Here is an 18,135-nt window from a genome sequence, read left to right as displayed (position 1 = left end):
CGAAACCTTTAATTTCAAACCCAAGACTAACGTACAACGATTTCATCTCGCACGCGGCGTAAGCACGCTGAACGTACGACTTGCATGATTTTTCTTGCTTGCGATTCGGTTTCCGCAGTCCCAGAAACCGCAAACCCATCTTCCACGACGTGGACCTTCACATTGGCTTCAGAAAACATCGACGCAACCGTCCCGGTCATCTGCCCCGCCAATCGCTGGTCTTCGGATTCACCTTCGGCCCCATCCACCTGGACCACGTACAATTCGGGCTCCAAGTTGGGCGTACTTTCGGTCCAAATCGCAACACGGGTACGGCCCAACTTGCGGCCGACGACCATCACGCTTTCTTTGCCTGTCGTCACGGCATTGCACACATCGGGATGTTCAACCGACACTCGCACAATACGATCGCCAGCAAACAACATCCGGCTCTCGGCAACGCTGACCGCAAACTGCGACCGCGTGACCAAATTGGCTTCCAGATCCATCGTCGACTTGATCGCCACGACCGCTCGATCCGCAACCGACTTCGGCTTGGCGATCGCATCGGCCGGCGGCACGTCGACCACCACTTTGTTTTCCCTAACAAGCGTTGGCTGCGGAGTAGGTTCCTGCGACTTGGTGACCGACGTCTTGTCCAAAACCGATTTCGTCTTCTGATCGGCCCCTTCCAACATGCCACCGAAGCGTGCCTGCCCGGCATGCGCTACCAACGGCAATGGAGCGTCCTCCGTAAGCGTTTTCGCGACGGTCGGCTTGGATGATGCCACGTTCGCGGACTCTGTGTTTTCTTTCGGACGAGGCTTCGCGGCGATTCGACCTGCGGGCTCGTCCGCCGGATCCTCGTTCACCAACGGGCGGATCTTGGGCATTTTCCAAACCTGCCCCCCCGTGGAGGGTTCCACGGGTGCAGAGGATTCGGTCACTTGCTTGCGTTCGACAATGGGCATCTTGGCCGGGTCGTTTTTCGGTTTGACCAGCGGGATTTGGCGCGGTGATTCGACCACTTCCACAACCGCTGCCCGACGGGGCCGCACCAATTCGACCGGCGTTGTTTCCTGCGGCCGCGGCGGAATCGATAGCGAATCGTCCGAAATACTAAACGTGACTTCGGCGTCGGCTTCGGCCGGTGCTACGTGGCGTTGCGGCACGATTGACAACACGCTGCGTGATTCGCCAACCGGTGGTTGCTTCCGGGGCGACGTCTCGTTCGAACGCAGCTTCAAGGTCGAACGCGGTGCTGGATTACCGATCATCTGTGGAACCGAATCGGTACCCGCGGGCACTCGGAATTCCAGCGTCGACTTGGATTCCGCAGGCGAATCGGGTGCCGCGGTCTGCACAATCGCTAGCGGATTGAGCTGCACTTGGCTTTCGATCAACCGCACATGACGAGCGATCGACGACGGTTCACCGACTTGTTCGGCGGCGGTGTAAGCAATAATCCGAGGCTGAGAAAGAGGCCCCTTGGTTTCACCGGTCAGTGCTGGCATTGCGTACTGATTTTTTTGCACAGGAGCCAGTTCGGCTTGCGGCTGGTCGGCGGTGCTGAAACCGTTGCTGCTCGCGGTGATGAGCGATACAAGGGCGGCACGCCGCAGATGCCTGGTTAGGCATCGTCGTTGAGGCCAACGCATGATTGACTGTCCAATGAGGTCGTGAATTCGACATCGACCACCCCCCTGGCAGCCGCCTCGAAATCGAACATTACAAGCGGGTTGTAATGATCGTCACGATTGGTATCGGGAGTTGCATTGTCCCGAATTCAGTAATCTTGCAGGCTGTAACGAATGTAGCGCTTGTTTTACTGATTATTCCAGTGCTAGCATCATCGCCCAGGCGTTAAAGCTTGACAGGTTTACCACGACGATCGCTTCCACGAAGCGATCGGTGGCCCCCGGGCGATCAAACGCCGTCGATGGACCGTTGCCGCCGAGCTTCGAACAACACGACGGCGGCACTTACCGACACATTCAAACTGTCGGCGATCCCCGCCATTGGAATCTGAAACGCCTCATGCGGCGCCCGCTCCCACTGGCTGCCCAAACCTTCCGCCTCGTTGCCAAAGACGATCGCAATCGCTTCGGTCAGCGGCAAATCCCAGTAGGACCGCTCCCCGTCAACTCGCGCCAACGCCACGCGAATGCTGCGTTCTGCCAACCAATGGGCGACCGTAGCGTGGTCACCGATCGCGGTTGGCAGCGCTAACACCGTTCCCACACTGGCGCGGATCGCGTTGGGATTAAATCGATCGGTCGTCGTTCCGGTCAGGATCACCGCGTCAGCACCAACGGCATCGGCGGTTCGATAGATTGCCCCCACATTCCCCGGCTTTTCAATTCCGTCGAGGATCACGATCAATGGATTTTGAGGAACCGACAACGACGCCAAGGAGTCCCCCGATGCGACCGATGCGACGGAAACCACCTGTGAGTCGCGTTGGCCGTAGCAAACCGCGGGGAACAACGAAGCAGCGATCAAGATCAGTGCGTCGTTGGCCCGCGCCCACGCGATCACTTGGCCAAACTCCGACTCCGACGAGACCGCTTCCCAATCGCAATCTGCCGAACACAACACCTCATGCGGCGCGATCCCGCTTTGAATCGCACGCAGCGTGTCGCGCGCGCCATCGATCAAGAACTCACCGCTCCGTTTTCGTGCGCGTCGTGATCGCAACTGAACCCAGCCGCGGTATCTAGGATTCGAACGGCTGGTGATGGTCAGTGGCATGATTCGTCGACGAGGGCGTTGGCGTTTTTGGCCTCATCATAGTCCATGGTAAACGAAGTGCCATTGGATGGCCGCGGCAAATCATACCGCTCCCCAGCGTTCCCAATCCAAGAGAGTGACGGCGGCACGCCCCATTGAGAAAAAACGCGGTCCCGGCCGAGTGCTCCGGCTCCGCAATTCGGCCCAGCCCTGCAACAAACTGCGCCAACACGCTACATTAGGAGGCTCGACCTATCGGCCTGCCCGCCAGTTCGAAAAACGACGGCCCCCATGAGTTTCAATGCCTGCGAAAGCGGGGACACCTCGGATGCATTGGCGACTCACCACGCCGTGCCCGGTAAAGCCAGTTGCCCCTTAACATTCCGTGTGTGCTGGTAAGCATCCCGCCGGTGTTCTCCCGCTCGGGGTGTTTGCGGGCGTTGGGATTCCCCCTTACTTTGCGAAATAATGACTGAAACACTGAAAATCTGGCCGGTTCAATCGAGCAAAGACCAAAAGAAATTCTTGGCTCTCCCCTGGCAAATCTACCAAGGGGACGAGAATTGGGTTCCCCCCATTCGCTCGCATCAACGCGAAATGGTGAATTTCAAGCCGCACCCATTCTACCAAGACGCCGAGATTCAAACCTTTTTGGCGGCCCGCGGTGACAAGATCGTCGGCCGCATCGCCGCGTTGGTGAATCACGCCCACAATCGTCAATTCGACGAGCAGCGTGGCTTCTTCGGGTTCTTCGAATGCGAAGACGATCAAGAGGCGGCGACCGGCCTGTTCGAAGCCGCTGCGAAATGGTTGGCCGACAAGGGAATGGACGCGATGCGCGGCCCGGTGAATCCCTCGTTAAACTACGAATGTGGGCTGCTTGTCGAGGGCTTCGATTGCCCTCCAACATTTATGATGACCTACAACAGGCCCTACTATCCGGCGCTGGTCGAATCGTTTGGGCTTGCCAAAGTAGAGGATCTCTATGCTTACGATGTCGAGCTGTCGATGCTCGACAACATCGACCCCAAACTGAAATTTGTTGTCGAAGAGGTCGCGCGTCGATTCGAAGTCGAAACGCGTCCATTGAGCCGCAAGAACTTCATGAGCGATGTCCGTCTGTTCTTGGATATCTACAACAAATCGCTCGTCAACACCTGGGGCTACGTGCCGTTGTCCGAAGCGGAGATCGACCACCAGAGCAAGCAGCTGCGGATGCTGGTGACGCCCGAGATGACCAGCATCGCATCGATCAAAGGCAAACCGATCGGAGCCTGTTTTGGCCTGCTCGATTACAACCCGCTGATTAAAAAGATCGATGGCAAACTGTTCCCCTTCGGCTGGCTGCGGCTGCTGATGGGGCGTCGCCACCTAAAACGCGCCCGCTTGCTCAGCACCAACGTCCTGCCCGAATACCAACGCTGGGGACTGGGCGTTGTGACGATCTATCGGATCTTGCCCGACGCTTTAAAGTTCGGGCTGACCGAAGGCGAACTCTCCTGGGTGCTCGAGAGCAATCAATTGTCGCGTGCCTCGATCGAACGGGGCGGAGCTCAGATCACCAAGACCTATCGCCTGTACGATCGCGATCTCGCCGACTTCAAATGATCGGTCGGTGACAAACGATACGACTCTCCCCACAGTCCCGACGGCAACTCGCAACCCAAATTGCTTTGCCCGACGGACCTTGAAGCGAAGACTACACCAACGCAGCGTCATGAAGAAAAAGTCGGCTCGAACCAAGACCAGCGAAACCATCTCCGATGACAGCAACGACGAGACACCGCCGTTGCAATTCGAAGAGGGGCTGTCGAAGACCCAGCAGATCGTCCGCGATTTGGAGAGCGGCGACTTAACGCTCGAGGAATCGCTGCAAGCCTACGAAGTGGGTGTCCGCACGATCCGACATTGCCAAGAACTGCTGAACAGCTTTGAACGGCGGATCGAGCGTTTGACCGGCTTCGATAAAGAGGGCAACCCGATCACCGAACCGTTCCACGAATCGGAGATGACGCTCGAAGAGAAGCAACAAGGGCGCGGCCGCCGACGCGGCGCCGCAGCTGCGAAGAAGCCCAAGGATGATTTAGAGGGTTTGTTTTAAGGCAATCTCTTCCGGTCATCGGCCCGCCTTCGCCAATTCCGCTCGACACACCACCTGATCCTCGCCCATTTTTCCATCGCCGATTCCCAACATGTCGAATCCCGCATCGCCCGCAAAAAACCCGCTAGCCGACTTGGTCCCCGAAATCGATACGGCGCTCGACGCGGCGCTAGCTCCTCAAGAGGGCTGCCCCCCCGAGCTCAACGAAGCGATGCGTTACAGCCTGATGAGCCCCGGCAAGCGGTTGCGTCCGGCGCTTGTCCTGATGGCAGCGGAGGCGTGTGGCGGAGAGCGAAGCGAAGCGATTGCTGCGGCCGTGGCGATCGAGATGGTCCACGCCTACTCCTTGATCCACGACGATCTGCCGGCGATGGACGACGACGATCTGCGTCGTGGGCGGCCGACGTGCCACAAACAATTCGACGAAGCGACGGCAATCCTGGCCGGCGACGCGCTGCTAACGGCAGCCTTTGAGACGCTAGCGACCGGGATCCCTCAGCCCGAACGAGCGGTCCGCGCCTGCGAAGTGCTTGCAAAATCGGCGGGTCGATCGGGGATGGTCGGCGGCCAAACCGACGATCTACTTGCGGAAAACCGAAATGAGCGGCATAACCTCGCCTGGCTCGAAGCGATTCACCGCAGAAAAACGGGAGCCCTCTTCACATGTTCCTTACAATTGGGTGCAATTAGTGTAGGTGCTCAAGAATCGCAAATCGCGTCGCTGACCGATTATGCTAGAGACTTGGGCCTGGCGTTCCAGATTGTTGACGACCTACTCGACTGGGAAGGCGACGGCGACGAAATGGGCAAACAGAGCGGCAAAGACGCCGCCCGTGGCAAATTGACATTCCCAGGATTTATCGGCGTTGACGCCAGCCGAAGCAAAGCCAGTGAACTGGTCACTGCGGCCAAAGAGCACGCGGAGTTATTCCGCGGCACCGGCCAACGGTTATCCCAGTTAGCTGACTATGTACTGCAAAGGAGCCGCTAACGATGCACGAACTACTCGCACAGCTTGATTCCGCCGAACCGCTTAAAGACTACTCGGTCAAACAACTCGACCAACTGGCCGACGAGATCCGCGATGTCTTGTGCAACCTGCTGGCCACCCGAACCGCTCACTTTGCATCGAACCTCGGCGTCGTCGAACTCTGCATCGCCCTGCACAGCGTGTTTGATTTCCGCAGCGATCGCTTGATCTGGGACACCGGACATCAAGTCTATCCGCACAAATTGGTCACCGGACGGTACAGCGAATTCAAGACGATTCGCACCAAGGGGGGCCTGATGGGTTACCCTAACCCGCACGAGAGTCCCTACGATCTGTTCATGACCGGACACGCCGGGTGCAGCGTCAGCACAGCCCTTGGCTTGGCCAGCGGCGACGATCTGGCGGGGCAATCGCATCGCAAGAGCGTTGCGGTGATCGGCGACGGCGCGTTCCCCAGCGGCATCGTTTTCGAAGCGATGAACAACGCGGGCGAACTGAACAAAGATCTGTTGATGATCCTCAACGACAACGAGATGTCGATCTGCCCCCGCGTCGGCGGCGTCGCTCGCTACCTCGATCGCCTCCGCGGCAATCCGTTCTACACCGGCCTCAAGCAGGAGGTGGTGCGAGTGCTGAACCACGTTCCCGTCTTCGGCGATCCGACCGAACGCCTGTTGGCTCAGATGAAGGAAGGGGTCAAGGCGGGCGTGCTTGGCGGCATGATGTTCGAAGAACTGGGCTTCCGCTACGTCGGTCCGATCGATGGCCACGACATCGGCCTGCTGAAAAAGTACCTGGCGATGGTCAAGGATCTCAGCGGCCCGGTCCTGCTGCACGTCGTGACCGAAAAGGGACGCGGTTACGTCCCTGCCGAACAGGATCCCGTCTATTTCCACACCCCGCCAAAATTTGTCGATGAAGGGGGAAAGCCGGTCCCGACCAGCGGTGCCAGCCAACCGGCCTACACCAATTTTGCTCGCGATGCGATCCGCGACGCGATGCAACGGGACGAGCGCGTGACGGTGATGACCGCAGCGATGTGCCAAGGCAACAAACTGGAACCGGTTCGCGAGCAGTTCCCCGATCGCTTTTTCGATGTCGGAATCTGCGAATCGCATGCGGTCGCCTTCGCCGCCGGGCAATGCAAAGCGGGGATGCGGCCGATCGTCGATATCTACAGCACCTTCCTGCAACGCAGCTACGACCAGATCTTCCAGGAAGCCTGCCTGCAAAAGCTGCCGGTCGTCTTTATGTTGGACCGCGCGGGACTGACCGGTCCCGACGGCCCGACGCACCACGGCCTATTCGATATTGGATACATGCGCGTCTTCCCGAACCTGACCGTCATGGCTCCAGGCTACTCCGAAGAACTCGCCCCAATGCTGGACTACGCGCTGCAATCGGATGTCGCCACATCGATCCGCTATCCAAAGTGCTCGGCACTGCATATAGAGCGCGAACCCGACCCGATCGAAACCGGCAAAGCGGAATACATCCAACGCGGAACCGACGTAGCGATCGTCTCCTTCGGAGCGCTGTTGGACCAAGCCTTAGAAGCTGCCAAGCAATTGGAATCGGAAATGAGTGTGACCGTGGTCAACGCCCGATTCGCCAAACCGATCGATCGCGAAATGGTCGCCGAGGTGATCGAGAGCTGCGGACATGTGATCACGCTCGAAGAGGGTGCTCTGCAAGGCGGCTTCGGTTCGGCCTTCCTGGAAGCGGCTAACGACATGCACCTGGACACCCGCGGCATCACGCGACTGGGAATCCCCGACATGTTCGTCGAACATGGCGAACGGGAGGAACTGCTGCACGATCTCTCGCTAGACGCCGACGCGATCAAAAAAGCCTGCCGCGGAATCCAAAGCACCGTCGCGGTCTAATCGGCCTCAGGTTTCTGGCGGGGCAACGAGTCCTCCTCTTTCATCACCAGACGATGTAATCACAAACGGCTACCTCGACACAAGGAGCCGAGGCGAATATCGCAGATCGCGGTCGCCCCGGCGATATTGCCTGCTCCCGTTTCGACGAAACGCAGACGGTTCCCATCTGTTCCAACGCGGTCAGTCACGCTTTTTGGAATCGCGGTTCCCCAAACGCACTGCCGTGTAAACGATGCAGAACGGTATGGCGATTCCGGCCAAACCAACCGCCGCAATAATGATGATTTCCAAGACGCCAATTCCAAACATCGGTGGCACTCCGGCTTGAGGGAAGATCCTTTTCTACGACATATTCGTCGCAGCCTCAACAAACTTGGAAACATTCCGTTTTGCACAGCAGATCCAGGGCAGGGCTCCCACCAGCAACAGCCCGACTCTCGGTCGATACCCAGCAGTTACCGGATGCTCGCAACAGCTCCCGTCCCCACCTGCTTCTATTTCTTCGCGTAAACCAAAGAACTTTCCGGGCCTTCGATGGTTAAAATCGGTTGAGGGAATCTAGCAACGCCACGATTTGGAAGAGTATCCCAGAATGAGCACCACCAGCGATCACGACAATCGGATGGCGAAGCTGACCTTTGCGTCGGTCTACCCGCACTATCTAACGAAGGTGGAAAGGAAGGGACGCAGTCGCGAGGAATTACATCAAGTAATCCGCTGGCTGACCGGATTCGATGACAAGGCGTTGCAGAAACAGATCGACGACAACGTGACGTTCAAACAGTTCTTCCAGCGGGCGAAGCTGAATCCTAATGCGCACCTGATCACGGGAGTCATCTGCGGGTATCGCATCGAAGAGATCGAGACCCCACTGACGCAGAAAGTCCGCTACATGGACAAATTGGTCGACGAACTGGCCAAAGGCCGGAAGATGGAAAAGATCTTGCGAAGCGAATAAACTCGCACGCAACGTTCTATCGACTCTTCGACGCACCACGCCATGCTCCGCAGTGACGGTTGCTGGCGTCCGCGGCCCCAACGGAAATTGAAATGAAGCGGACCACCAAATTCTCGACGCCCCTCTACGCGACCTGGATCCTGATCGCAAGCCACTGCCTGCCGTGTCTCGTCGATGCCGCCGATTTCCACCTGACCGTGCAAGGAGCCGGACGCAAGGATGGCTCCACCTGGGAACACGCCCTGGACCAACAGGCACTCTCGGACGTCGTCAACAAAACGATGATGCCGGGCGATCGGTTGCTTTTGGGAGGCGGCGTCTACAAGAACGCTCGACTGACGATCACTCAAGGAGGCGCCGAGGGATCACCCAAGACGATCGCGGGCGTCGACCGCGGAGAGGGCCTGCCGGTCTTCGCATCGACATGGTCGGAGGATAAACCCGACAAGGGAGCCACTGCGGTGCAGATTAAACCGGGAGCCGGGCATCTGGTTCTCGAGGGGCTTCGGATCGAGAACTACAAAAACTGCGTCCTGGTCTCTGCCGGGAAGGAGGGAGCGAACTGTCCGCACCTGGTCTTCAACGACGTCGACATGCGGCGGTTTCGGCACGGGTTCTACCTCTCCGGTTGCGACGACCTGCAGTTGCATGGCTGCGATCTTCGCCGCTACACCAAACATGGTTTTCGATTTGAACAAGCTTGCAACGGCGTGACCCTGCGGCAGTGCACCGCCGATTGCTCCGAAGGGGACGCCGATTGGGAGACGAAGACGGAGTTGTTTCCATTTGGCTTTATCGTCAACAACGGCGGCGCCCCCAACTCACAGTTTGTGTTTGAAGACTGCCTGGCGCAGAACAACCTGATGCCGCTGCAGAAGAAGCGTTACAAAAATGGTGACGGTTTTGTCGTCGAAGGGAACACATCGGACGTCCGCTTCACGCGCTGCCTAGCCATCCGCAACCAGGACGGCGGCTTCGATCTGAAGGTCGACGGCGTCCAGCTTGTCGATTGCGTCGCACTTGGCAACTCGCGCAACATCCGGATCTGGAAATCCGCCACGCTGAAAAATTGCTTTTCTGGTTGGGCATCGTGCGGCCTGTGGTGCAACGGCGGGCCGATCACCGTCGACCGGTCGACTTTCCATGCCATGCGAACCGCCGCAGTTCAGACCGACGACAAAGCCAAGCAACCGGTCACGCTCCGCGATTGCCTAATCACCGCTTGCCCGCAGGTCCATCGCAAGACAGCACGTGGCAAAGTTGAGACCGATGCCACGGTGGAGGTCGAAGAGGCTGACGCGGCCTACATGCACCCCAGCCCTGATTGGGACGGGCTAGGAGATGCGTTCAACAGTCAGACCTATACCGACAAGGGATATCATCGCTCTCCCTCTTCCAATGCCACCAACTGAATTAACCACCCAATCACCGCGAACACCGAGGCATGACAACGCGCACCTACACACCCCTGATCGGGGATGCTAGACGGCGGATCGCAACGCAGTTAAAAGAAGGTGATGGAGCAACGAACACTACTGGAGACGATCCACAACACAACGACAAACCGGAACTTCGCAACAACGAAAACTTCCATCGCTGAAGCACCGACCGAACCAGTCCGGCCAATCCACCTGTTTCAGCAACCAGTGCCCCGAAGTCTCCTCCGTCCAGCCCGACGATAACAGCACGCCTTGAACACGAACCCGAGAGAACTCTCATGACCTTTCCTCGCACATTCTCCCACATCGGCATCTCCGTTACCGACCTAGAAAAGGCCGTCGAATTTTACACTCAAACGCTGGGTTGGTACGTCATCATGCCTCCTACCGAGATTGTGGCGGATGATTCGGCGATCGGTGTGATGTGCAACGATGTTTTCGGGGAGGGATGGGGCCGGTTCAAAATTGCACATCTAGCGACGGGGGATAAGATCGGCGTCGAGCTGTTCGAATTCGACAACGCGGAGAAGCGTGAAAACAATTTTGAATACTGGAAGACGGGAGTGTTCCACTTTTGCGTACAAGACCCTGATGTAGAAGGACTCGCCAAACGGATCGTCGAGAACGGAGGCAAGCAACGGATGCCAGTCCGTGAATACTATCCTGGGGAAAAACCTTACAGGATGGTCTACTGCGAAGACCCCTTCGGGAACTTGATTGAAATCTATTCTCACAGCTATGAACTAACGTATTCGGCCGGTGCCTACCAATCCAAGTAGCTAGGAAGGAGTTTTCGAGTTTAACCGCGCGGACATCGCCCCGCGTTTTTGAAGGCTGCGCAGCCCGATAGGCTCGCGGTTAAACGGAAAAACACAATACGACCAGCTTAAGCCTGAATGAAAAACCGACCGGCGCGTTACCCAAATGCACTAGGACAATCCATCGAGGTTTCCGCGCGTCGTTATCCCAATCACACCGCTCGCTTGGAACAAAGATCATGAAACTGTTCATGTACCGATGTTGTCCGGCAGTTCTGCTGGTTATCGTTCTTGGTCACGCCAGTTGCGCCGTTGCGCAGCAGACGGTTATCGACCTGCCGATGAATTTAGATGAAGTCCGTCAACGCAATGTCCCGGTGGCAATTCATCTGCCGAAGAGCCGTGAGGCTCAGCCGCTCGTACTGGTTTCTCACGGCGGTGCGGGTAGCCGTCACGGTCTGTACGCCTTGGCCGCCGAAATGGCGAAACAAGACTATGTTGTGATCTGCCTGGAGCACGTCACCAGCAACACCGACGACATCCGCCGTCGTATGCGAACCCAAAAGCTTGACTTCAAGAAAGCTCTTTTGGAATGCGGCGATGACATGACCGCGAGAAAGAATCGACCGCGTGACGTACGGTTCGCGATCGATCTCGCCGAGCGACTCAACAGCTCGGACGCTAGAATCCGAGATCGCATCGACTTATCGAAGATCGCGATCCTAGGACATTCTTACGGTGCCTACACCGCGATGGTCAGTTGTGGAGTCAAACCGGTTGGCATCGACGAGGACCTTTCCGAACCTCGCATCGGACTGGGCATCGCCATGAGCCCGCAGAGTTCCAACGGCAACTTCTTCGACCGAAACAGCTTCTCCGAAGTCGAAGTTCCGTTTGTCGGGATCTCCGGCACACGTGACATCCAAGGGAACGGTCATCGTGACTTTTTTAATCTGATGCCGAAAAAGGACAAACACCTGCTCTGGTTCTACGATGCGACTCACTTCAGTTTTTCCGATCCCACCGGCGGCCCCCGCAAACTGATGCGGACCGACACCGACGTCACCCGTGCGTTACAAATCATCGTCCCGCGAATTCTGGACACCTACCTCCGCGGCGCTCCCAAGCTCGACCAAACCGCCCGCGACGCCCTGGTGAAGAAAAGCCTCGGTGGCAAGGTCCGCCGAATCGAATGGCAAGCAAACTGACTCGAGCCTTCCGTAGTTAGTCAAGGCGCCTGCGTATCGGATAGCCCAGTCGGGTGACTGCGTCTATTTCCAAAGGATTCTCGAGCAATTGAAGAGCATGGAGTATTTTCCGGCGTGACCCCAGTAAACGCAGCCTGTGCCTACATGGCGGCGCCAGTGGATATCGCATATTCACACCGCGCGGAACCAGAGACGCTCGCCCTATCGCTAAGAGCAATCGACTCGCACGGAAATTGGGATTCACGTCCCATTGAACGGATGTTAAGATGCGCCGTATAGCACACGACAGGGAGGTTGTGATGGATCAGGACAAGCCATACCGGATCGAAGCGGCGGCAGCTCGAGCACTGGCCGAATGGAAAGCGACATTTGCTGAGCAGGTTGCCTATCAGGCCAAGGAACTGGCGAAGAAAAGCGGCTCCCCCCAAGTCATCACACTTGGTCACTACCGTCAGGCAGCGAGTATCGCAGTGCAGAAGTTGGCGACCGCAGTACGGGACACTGACTCAAACGATGGCCGTCAAGAAGCAGCCTGATCCACCTGGTGAGACACTCCAGGAGGGAGCTAACGACTGGTTTCGGATATTTCTAAAGCACCTCGAAATCAATTTCGTGGAAACAGGCGGTGCCCTTTCAGCTGATTCCACGAGCACCGACTACAGCATTGCCGCCGTGCAAGCGGTAAAGCTCACACTGCTCGATTCCGGTCTCAACGACGAGCAAATTCTCAGCATCTTTGGTCGTGCGGCGTTGGAGTCCCTGAAGATACCCGAAAAGTCTCGCTGGACGACCGAGTTGAACAAGAGACGGTTTGAACTCATTGATGCCGATATCCAAGGGACGTTGAGCCACTCGGAGCAACTTGAGTTGGCAGGGCTGACACAACTCATGCGTCAACATATCGATTCGGAAATGAATCTGCCGCTTGCCGGTGCAAAGAAACTTCACCGCTACCTCACCGAATTGGATTCAGAGCGATCGGAATCGGAGCCGTGATTTTTGAATACCCCGAACCGCGAGCAGTACGCACTCACGGACCGGCACAATACGCATCATACGAATCCTTTCGCCCTTGGCTCCGAGATGAATTCACATTCCGATGTGTTTACTGCCTGAAGCGCGAAACATGGGGACAAGTCACCAGTGAATTTGAACTCGACCATTTTCATCCTCAAGTTCTCTCACCGGATCGCAAACTCGACTATTTCAATCTCGTCTATTCCTGCAGACGTTGCAACGCAGTCAAACTTGATCAAGTCATCGATGATCCCCTAACCCTACTGTCCTCTACTGTTGTGACTGCCTTACCCGACGGTCACCTCATAAGTCGCGTCCCTGAAGTGAAACGAATCATCCAGCAAATCGATCTCAATTCCCCCAAGCTGTTGCGTTGGCGAGTCATGTGGATGCGAATCGTCGAATTAGCATCAGAACACGAACCATCGCTAGCTCGTCAGCTGATGGGATTTCCTGATGATTTACCGGACCTTGCAAAGCTGCGTCCTCCAAGCAATTCCCGGCCTGAGGGAGTTGGAATCAGCTGGCATGCCAAGAGGGAGAAAGGCCAGCTACCTGCCAGCTACTGATCCCTTGCTTTACCATCTGCTACACAGCTCTGCCCACCCCAACGATCACTCTACAGAGAAGACGATCCGGACTGGCGTAGGGCGCCACAACACCGCGCCGACTCCTCTTTGAAGGGACTCGGCCCCGTGCCTATGACGCGACTTTCCGATCGTCCCTCGCCTAGCGACAAACTACAACGCACCTTACTTTTCAGGAACGGTTCGAAGCGTGTAGAACGCCCGGTCGGGGAAGAAGGCCGCTGAGTCTGACTTTGCCATCGACTTCAGATTGAATTCGTAGACGTAATCGGGACGCAGCGGATTGGCCAGTTCGATGACTGCGGTTCGCTTGTCTGGATCGTAAGCGACCGAGGCCACGGTTTCGGAGCGGTTGTTTTTATCGTCGCCACCATACGCGGGCGTCGCTTCTCGCGTGTAGGATTGGACTGCGTAGTTGTCCGAATCGGCTGCCGCATTCGCAGCGACCTCTCCGGTAAACTCGACGATAAAACCTGCTGGTGTCGCTCGCACTTCTCGAATTCCCGCGGGCAGTTCCGATTCGACGAGCTCCATCCGCACGACGCTGCCCGTGTTCTGACCCGCTCCCCAACCGCTGTCGCGGATGTTGCCGATCACCAACGCTCCGTCGGGCGAGACCGCTGCGGAAATGGGACCCAACATCGCCGGGCCGGTCGGCGGTTGATCGTAGCTGAACGGATAAGCCGCTCCCTGAATCGTATCGCCCACCTTTTCAAGGCTCATGCGAACCAGCCGCCGCGTGTCGTATTCGCATCCGACGAGATGCCCTTCGAAGGGCCCAAACGCATCGCTGCCCAACTCCTTGGGCGACTCAAGGAAACAGATCCCGTTGACACTGCGAGTCCAAGGATGTGGGATGTCGATTGCCGGTGCGGTCAGCGGCGGATTAAATCCGTCCTTGCGTTCCAGCCGGTTGATGAATCCGTAACGATGCCCCTTCATTACATGATTGAGTTCATTGAACGGGTTGTAATTGCCTTGGTTGTCGGTCACAAACAGATCGCCTCCACGGTTCCGGGCGATACCGATCGGGAAGCGATGCCCGCCGCTGAGCACTTCGATATCGAAATGCTGCGGATTTGCGGCACTCGGCCGCCGCGGATTCAACCGCAACACGGTCCCTCGCAGATAAGCAGCCGGCTGAGTCCGCGTATCCTGCTGACATGCCAGAGCGACGTAATAACTGCCGTCGGCATCTTGAGGCAACCCGGTGGCCCAATCGTGATAGTCGGCCGTGTGCCCCCATCCGCTCACCAGGTTCTCCACGCGGCCGTCGTCGAACAAACGCAGCAATGCATACTTTGTGATCACATCGACGTAGTCCTTGCCAGCGCTGACGCCAAACGGCGCCGCCAGTTCATCGCTGACCTGCGTCACGCGATCGGGGATCTGATCGCCATCGGTGTCCTCGCCGCGGAAGACACGCCCTTTGAGATCGGCGATGAACATCGTTTGCGGATCGCGCCAGGCCATCGCCACCGGCATGATCTCATGCGACAGCGGCAATTGAACGGACTTGAAGCCTGGCATCACATCCAACGCGATCGATTGCAGGTCATCAGCCGGCGTGTCGAACGTCGGCAAGCGATCGACGGGCAGTTCCGCGAGATAGTTCAACTGAACCGGTTGCCCCGACTGCAGCAGCAACTTGCCCGTTGGATCAAACGCTGTTGCTTCATTTCCCGCAGCGACATACAGCTTGTTCTTCTCTTTCGCTCGCAAATTCCCATCGCCGGCCAGCTGAAACGCATCGCCAGCGGCACGAAGCCGAAGCATCCAGTCAGCGGGGAGCGGTCCGGAAACCACTCGTCGGCTCCAGCCCGAAGCTCCGTTTTCTCCAGTGACTACCGAATACAACTCTTCGACCGGGACCACGATCTCGACATCGTCGGAAGCTTGAAACTTCAAGCGATACTCGAATTGCAATCCATCCGCGGTCTGACGCCACGCGTCGGGTTCGGTGATAAATTGTCGCTCGCGAACCGGCATCAGCACCTCCCCCGAGCTCTTGGAGACCAGGGCGAAGTCGGCATCGGATGTCGGAGCGTCGATCAAATTCACTCCCCCCGCTTCCCAGTGCCACGCCTTGCCTTCGGTATATTGCGAAGCGGTATCGCCCATCCACCAACCGGTCAGCCGAGCTTCGGCCAGGTCGAACAAGATGTTATGCCGATTCGGCAACCCGATCAAAAACGGTTTGATGTATTGTGTCTCATCGACTCGCAAAACGTCGGTCAAAACGTGAGCGTCGCCATTGAGATCGTTTCCATTGTGGCGAACAACACGCAGAGCATCGGGCCGCGGCGGGCGGAAGCCTTCGAGATTCAAGACCTGCCAAACCGCACCGATCTGTTGATCCAAATTGTCGTGCAGCACGCCGTCGACCGGCACTTTGATCGCCGGCATTTCGACACGTGGAACCACGCGCAACGGATCGGCAACCCAGCGGTCGAACCATTCCTTACGAACATCTTTGCCCAGCCCCGCCAGATTCGGACCACGCGAATTGACAGGCGCCTTGGCCGGAGAAACATCGCCGATACTGTGACAACTGACACATCCGAAACCGTTGCTGGTAACCAGACGCGGCCCGACGGCAAGCAAAGCCGATTCGCTCAGCTGCGCCGGCTGTTCGGCCTGCCCATGTGCGGGGATTCGGTCTTGAGCGATGAACCAATCGGCCAAGCGATCGGCTTCGTCCGCGTTGAACCGGAACTTCGGCATCCGCACCTGCAACCACGGGCGTCGCTTGGGAGCTTCGCCGCGAACGGCTTGCTGTAGCGAAGCGTCTTTTAATTTGTCGCCGATGCTGTTCAGCGACGGCGGCGTCAGCACGGCAGCATGTTCGAAAGCGTCCGAATTTTCAGCGGCGATCGCAAAGGCGAGCTTCGCATTTCCTGTGGCCAGGTTGCGAGGATGACAAGCCAAACAATTGCTACGTCGCAACACATCGGCTCCGCTGAATTGAATTTCAGCGTCGGGCAGGACCGCGTCGACAGCCGCCTTGATCGCTTGCTGGTCTTCGTCTCCCAACGCGTAGTGCGGACGATCGGCCCCGGTCGAACCGACGCACGCCTGCGACCAATCGCTATCCGAAGTCAAAGCGATCTTGGCCAATGACGGAGCGGGACGAAGTGATTCTTCGATCTCGTGACACGACGCACAGCGATTTTGCTTTACTAATTGGCGTCCCATTTCGATCAGCGCCGGATCGCCAAGCCACTTCGGCTGAGCAGCGACATCGCTTTTCGCAGCGTCCTGCTGTAGATAGGTCGCCAGATCGGAAGCTTCCAATGCGGACAGCTCAAATCGCGGCATGCGATGATGAGTGTTTATCGCGGCGGGGTTGAGCAGCCAACGAGCAAAGTAATCTTGCGGTCGCTTCGCGGCGACTTTTTCGAGCGATCCGCCGCCAAGCAAATCCTGCGTTCCCAGGCCTCCCTTTTCGTGGCAGGCCAGACAGCCCATGCCGACAAAAAGGTCGTGCCCACGCTCGACAGGCTTCTTCAGCTTTTGGCCTCGCCTCGGCTTGGGTTGCTTCACCGCCGCCAACTTCTTCGGCGGCTGGTCCTTGGACAATGCAAACAGATAAGCCGCGACCGCTTGGCCCTGCTTTTCAGTCATGGCGAAGTGAGGCATCTTGGTCGACGCATCGGCGTCAGAGGTCGACTGCATCAGTCGATCGACGACCCACGACGGATGCAGATTGCCGGTCAAACGATCGAGCGCCGGAGCATCCAACGGTTGCGAAGCCCCACCGATCTCATGGCACGCGGCGCAGCGGAACGCTTCGGCCAACGCGTTCCCACGAGCAAAGCCATCTTCGGGTTCGTCTTCGATCTCATGCAGCGTGTTGGCCGGATTGATCGGCTCCCAGGAAAACGAATCGCTCGACCAAAACAGACGCATCGCCGCGGCATCGGCTGACTTTTGAAAGCGGATCGTCAAGTCGTGCATCCCGGCTCGCAACGGGAACGCTTCACCGGCGATCCAATCGCGTTGCGGCGACTCGCAATCCAGCAGCACCTCGCCGTCGACCTCGAACTTCACTTTCCCGATCGAATCCGAGGCGAAGCGATAGGTGCCAGCGGTGCGAACCAAGAGCTGCCCCTGCCAGACCACCGAAAATTTGTTGGCATCGATCCGTGGATCGGGAGCGGCATCAGCCCAATCGAAGGCAAGGCCCGAATCAACGCGTACCGCGGTATGCCCATCCGCATCGCGATAGGTTCCGATCAGTCCTGGCTTGGGGAAATCGTCGAACAGGTCGTCGTCTTGAGCGATCGCGGGATGAGCAACCAACAAGCTGATCGCGCAAAGGAAAAGACGAGCCTTAAATGTCAAAGGATGATGCATCGGAAGAAGCTGTCAGGTGGGGAGGCGGGAGTATTTCTGCAGCAGCCGCGCAAAGATCATTGCCGCAAGCTGCCGAGATTTTATGATAATCGGAAAACAGCCGAGGAACGCTGTCGCCTGCGATT

Annotated in this window: 15 protein-coding genes; 11 read left to right on the top strand and 4 right to left on the bottom strand. The window is 57.5% G+C overall.

The window, feature by feature from the left end:
• Positions 1-26: 26 nt before the first annotated feature.
• Together Poly24_RS05360 and Poly24_RS05355 are read right to left on the bottom strand one after the other, a co-directional pair.
• On the bottom strand, positions 27-1,637 hold the full coding sequence (locus tag Poly24_RS05360) for a pilus assembly protein N-terminal domain-containing protein (protein WP_145091558.1): 1,611 nt from the start codon (positions 1,635-1,637) through the stop codon (positions 27-29).
• A gap of 268 nt (positions 1,638-1,905) precedes the next feature.
• Positions 1,906-2,730 (bottom strand): TrmH family RNA methyltransferase, encoded by an 825-nt coding sequence (locus Poly24_RS05355; RefSeq protein WP_145091555.1) that lies wholly within the window; start codon positions 2,728-2,730, stop codon positions 1,906-1,908.
• Positions 2,731-3,177: 447 nt separating this feature from the next.
• Here Poly24_RS05355 and Poly24_RS05350 point away from each other — a divergent pair, with 447 nt between their 5' ends.
• The 4 genes from Poly24_RS05350 to dxs all read left to right on the top strand — a co-directional run bounded on the left by Poly24_RS05350 (position 3,178) and on the right by dxs (position 7,687).
• On the top strand, positions 3,178-4,317 hold the full coding sequence (locus Poly24_RS05350) for an N-acetyltransferase (RefSeq protein ID WP_145091552.1): 1,140 nt from the start codon (positions 3,178-3,180) through the stop codon (positions 4,315-4,317).
• Positions 4,318-4,426: 109 nt separating this feature from the next.
• Positions 4,427-4,810 (top strand): exodeoxyribonuclease VII small subunit, encoded by a 384-nt coding sequence (gene xseB / locus Poly24_RS05345; protein WP_145091549.1) that lies wholly within the window; start codon positions 4,427-4,429, stop codon positions 4,808-4,810.
• 91 nt (positions 4,811-4,901) lie between these two features.
• Complete coding sequence (locus tag Poly24_RS05340; RefSeq protein ID WP_145091546.1) at positions 4,902-5,801, top strand: polyprenyl synthetase family protein; 900 nt, start codon at positions 4,902-4,904, stop codon at positions 5,799-5,801.
• Positions 5,802-5,803: 2 nt separating this feature from the next.
• Complete coding sequence (gene dxs, locus Poly24_RS05335) at positions 5,804-7,687, top strand: 1-deoxy-D-xylulose-5-phosphate synthase (protein ID WP_145091543.1); 1,884 nt, start codon at positions 5,804-5,806, stop codon at positions 7,685-7,687.
• Between the two features lie 180 nt (positions 7,688-7,867).
• On the opposite strand, the gene Poly24_RS27620 is transcribed toward dxs, so the two are convergent.
• Positions 7,868-7,996, bottom strand: coding sequence for a hypothetical protein (locus Poly24_RS27620; RefSeq protein WP_261343104.1), 129 nt, complete (start codon positions 7,994-7,996; stop codon positions 7,868-7,870).
• 283 nt (positions 7,997-8,279) lie between these two features.
• On the opposite strand from Poly24_RS27620, the gene Poly24_RS05330 reads away from it, so the two are divergent.
• From Poly24_RS05330 to Poly24_RS05300, 7 genes are all read left to right on the top strand, one after another.
• Positions 8,280-8,645, top strand: a complete 366-nt coding sequence (locus tag Poly24_RS05330) for a DUF2200 domain-containing protein (RefSeq protein ID WP_145091540.1) — start codon at positions 8,280-8,282, stop codon at positions 8,643-8,645.
• A gap of 92 nt (positions 8,646-8,737) precedes the next feature.
• Positions 8,738-10,057 carry a right-handed parallel beta-helix repeat-containing protein gene (locus tag Poly24_RS05325; RefSeq protein WP_145091537.1) on the top strand — a complete coding sequence of 440 codons (1,320 nt, stop codon included), beginning with the start codon at positions 8,738-8,740 and terminating at the stop codon, positions 10,055-10,057.
• Positions 10,058-10,362: 305 nt separating this feature from the next.
• Entirely contained in the window at positions 10,363-10,863 is a 501-nt protein-coding gene (locus Poly24_RS05320) for a lactoylglutathione lyase family protein (RefSeq protein ID WP_145091534.1), read from the top strand.
• Between the two features lie 218 nt (positions 10,864-11,081).
• Positions 11,082-12,050, top strand: coding sequence for an alpha/beta hydrolase family protein (locus Poly24_RS05315; protein ID WP_197452343.1), 969 nt, complete (start codon positions 11,082-11,084; stop codon positions 12,048-12,050).
• A gap of 299 nt (positions 12,051-12,349) precedes the next feature.
• Positions 12,350-12,586 (top strand): hypothetical protein, encoded by a 237-nt coding sequence (locus Poly24_RS05310; RefSeq protein ID WP_145091531.1) that lies wholly within the window; start codon positions 12,350-12,352, stop codon positions 12,584-12,586.
• Complete coding sequence (locus Poly24_RS05305; protein WP_145091528.1) at positions 12,564-13,046, top strand: hypothetical protein; 483 nt, start codon at positions 12,564-12,566, stop codon at positions 13,044-13,046. Before Poly24_RS05310 ends, Poly24_RS05305 begins: the two co-directional genes overlap by 23 nt.
• The gene (locus Poly24_RS05300) at positions 13,043-13,636 is read left to right on the top strand and encodes an HNH endonuclease (protein ID WP_197452342.1); all 594 of its coding nucleotides are present in this window, start codon (positions 13,043-13,045) and stop codon (positions 13,634-13,636) included. Before Poly24_RS05305 ends, Poly24_RS05300 begins: the two co-directional genes overlap by 4 nt.
• Positions 13,637-13,819: 183 nt before the next feature.
• Here Poly24_RS05300 and Poly24_RS05295 read toward each other — a convergent pair whose 3' ends face one another.
• Complete coding sequence (locus Poly24_RS05295) at positions 13,820-18,010, bottom strand: c-type cytochrome (RefSeq protein ID WP_145091522.1); 4,191 nt, start codon at positions 18,008-18,010, stop codon at positions 13,820-13,822.
• Between the last annotated feature and the right edge of the window lie 125 nt (positions 18,011-18,135).

The sequence above is a fragment of the Rosistilla carotiformis genome, from assembly GCF_007753095.1.
Lineage (GTDB): Bacteria > Planctomycetota > Planctomycetia > Pirellulales > Pirellulaceae > Rosistilla > Rosistilla carotiformis.
Note: the sequence above shows the minus strand (reverse complement) of the source record. Positions and strands in the feature narration are given on the sequence as shown.

Bases quoted from the DNA above. Each gene is read 5' to 3' on its own strand.
- xseB (WP_145091549.1), top strand. From the start codon at position 4,427: ATGAAGAAAAAGTCGGCTCGAACCAAGACCAGCGAAACCATCTCCGAT.
- Poly24_RS05305 (WP_145091528.1), top strand. From the start codon at position 12,564: ATGGCCGTCAAGAAGCAGCCTGATCCACCTGGTGAGACACTCCAGGAG.
- Poly24_RS05320 (WP_145091534.1), top strand. From the start codon at position 10,363: ATGACCTTTCCTCGCACATTCTCCCACATCGGCATCTCCGTTACCGAC.
- Poly24_RS05295 (WP_145091522.1), bottom strand. From the start codon at position 18,010: ATGCATCATCCTTTGACATTTAAGGCTCGTCTTTTCCTTTGCGCGATC.
- Poly24_RS05355 (WP_145091555.1), bottom strand. From the start codon at position 2,730: ATGCCACTGACCATCACCAGCCGTTCGAATCCTAGATACCGCGGCTGG.
- Poly24_RS05330 (WP_145091540.1), top strand. From the start codon at position 8,280: ATGAGCACCACCAGCGATCACGACAATCGGATGGCGAAGCTGACCTTT.
- Poly24_RS05350 (WP_145091552.1), top strand. From the start codon at position 3,178: ATGACTGAAACACTGAAAATCTGGCCGGTTCAATCGAGCAAAGACCAA.
- Poly24_RS05360 (WP_145091558.1), bottom strand. From the start codon at position 1,637: ATGCGTTGGCCTCAACGACGATGCCTAACCAGGCATCTGCGGCGTGCC.
- Poly24_RS05310 (WP_145091531.1), top strand. From the start codon at position 12,350: ATGGATCAGGACAAGCCATACCGGATCGAAGCGGCGGCAGCTCGAGCA.
- Poly24_RS05340 (WP_145091546.1), top strand. From the start codon at position 4,902: ATGTCGAATCCCGCATCGCCCGCAAAAAACCCGCTAGCCGACTTGGTC.
- dxs (WP_145091543.1), top strand. From the start codon at position 5,804: ATGCACGAACTACTCGCACAGCTTGATTCCGCCGAACCGCTTAAAGAC.
- Poly24_RS05325 (WP_145091537.1), top strand. From the start codon at position 8,738: ATGAAGCGGACCACCAAATTCTCGACGCCCCTCTACGCGACCTGGATC.
- Poly24_RS27620 (WP_261343104.1), bottom strand. From the start codon at position 7,996: ATGTTTGGAATTGGCGTCTTGGAAATCATCATTATTGCGGCGGTTGGT.
- Poly24_RS05315 (WP_197452343.1), top strand. From the start codon at position 11,082: ATGAAACTGTTCATGTACCGATGTTGTCCGGCAGTTCTGCTGGTTATC.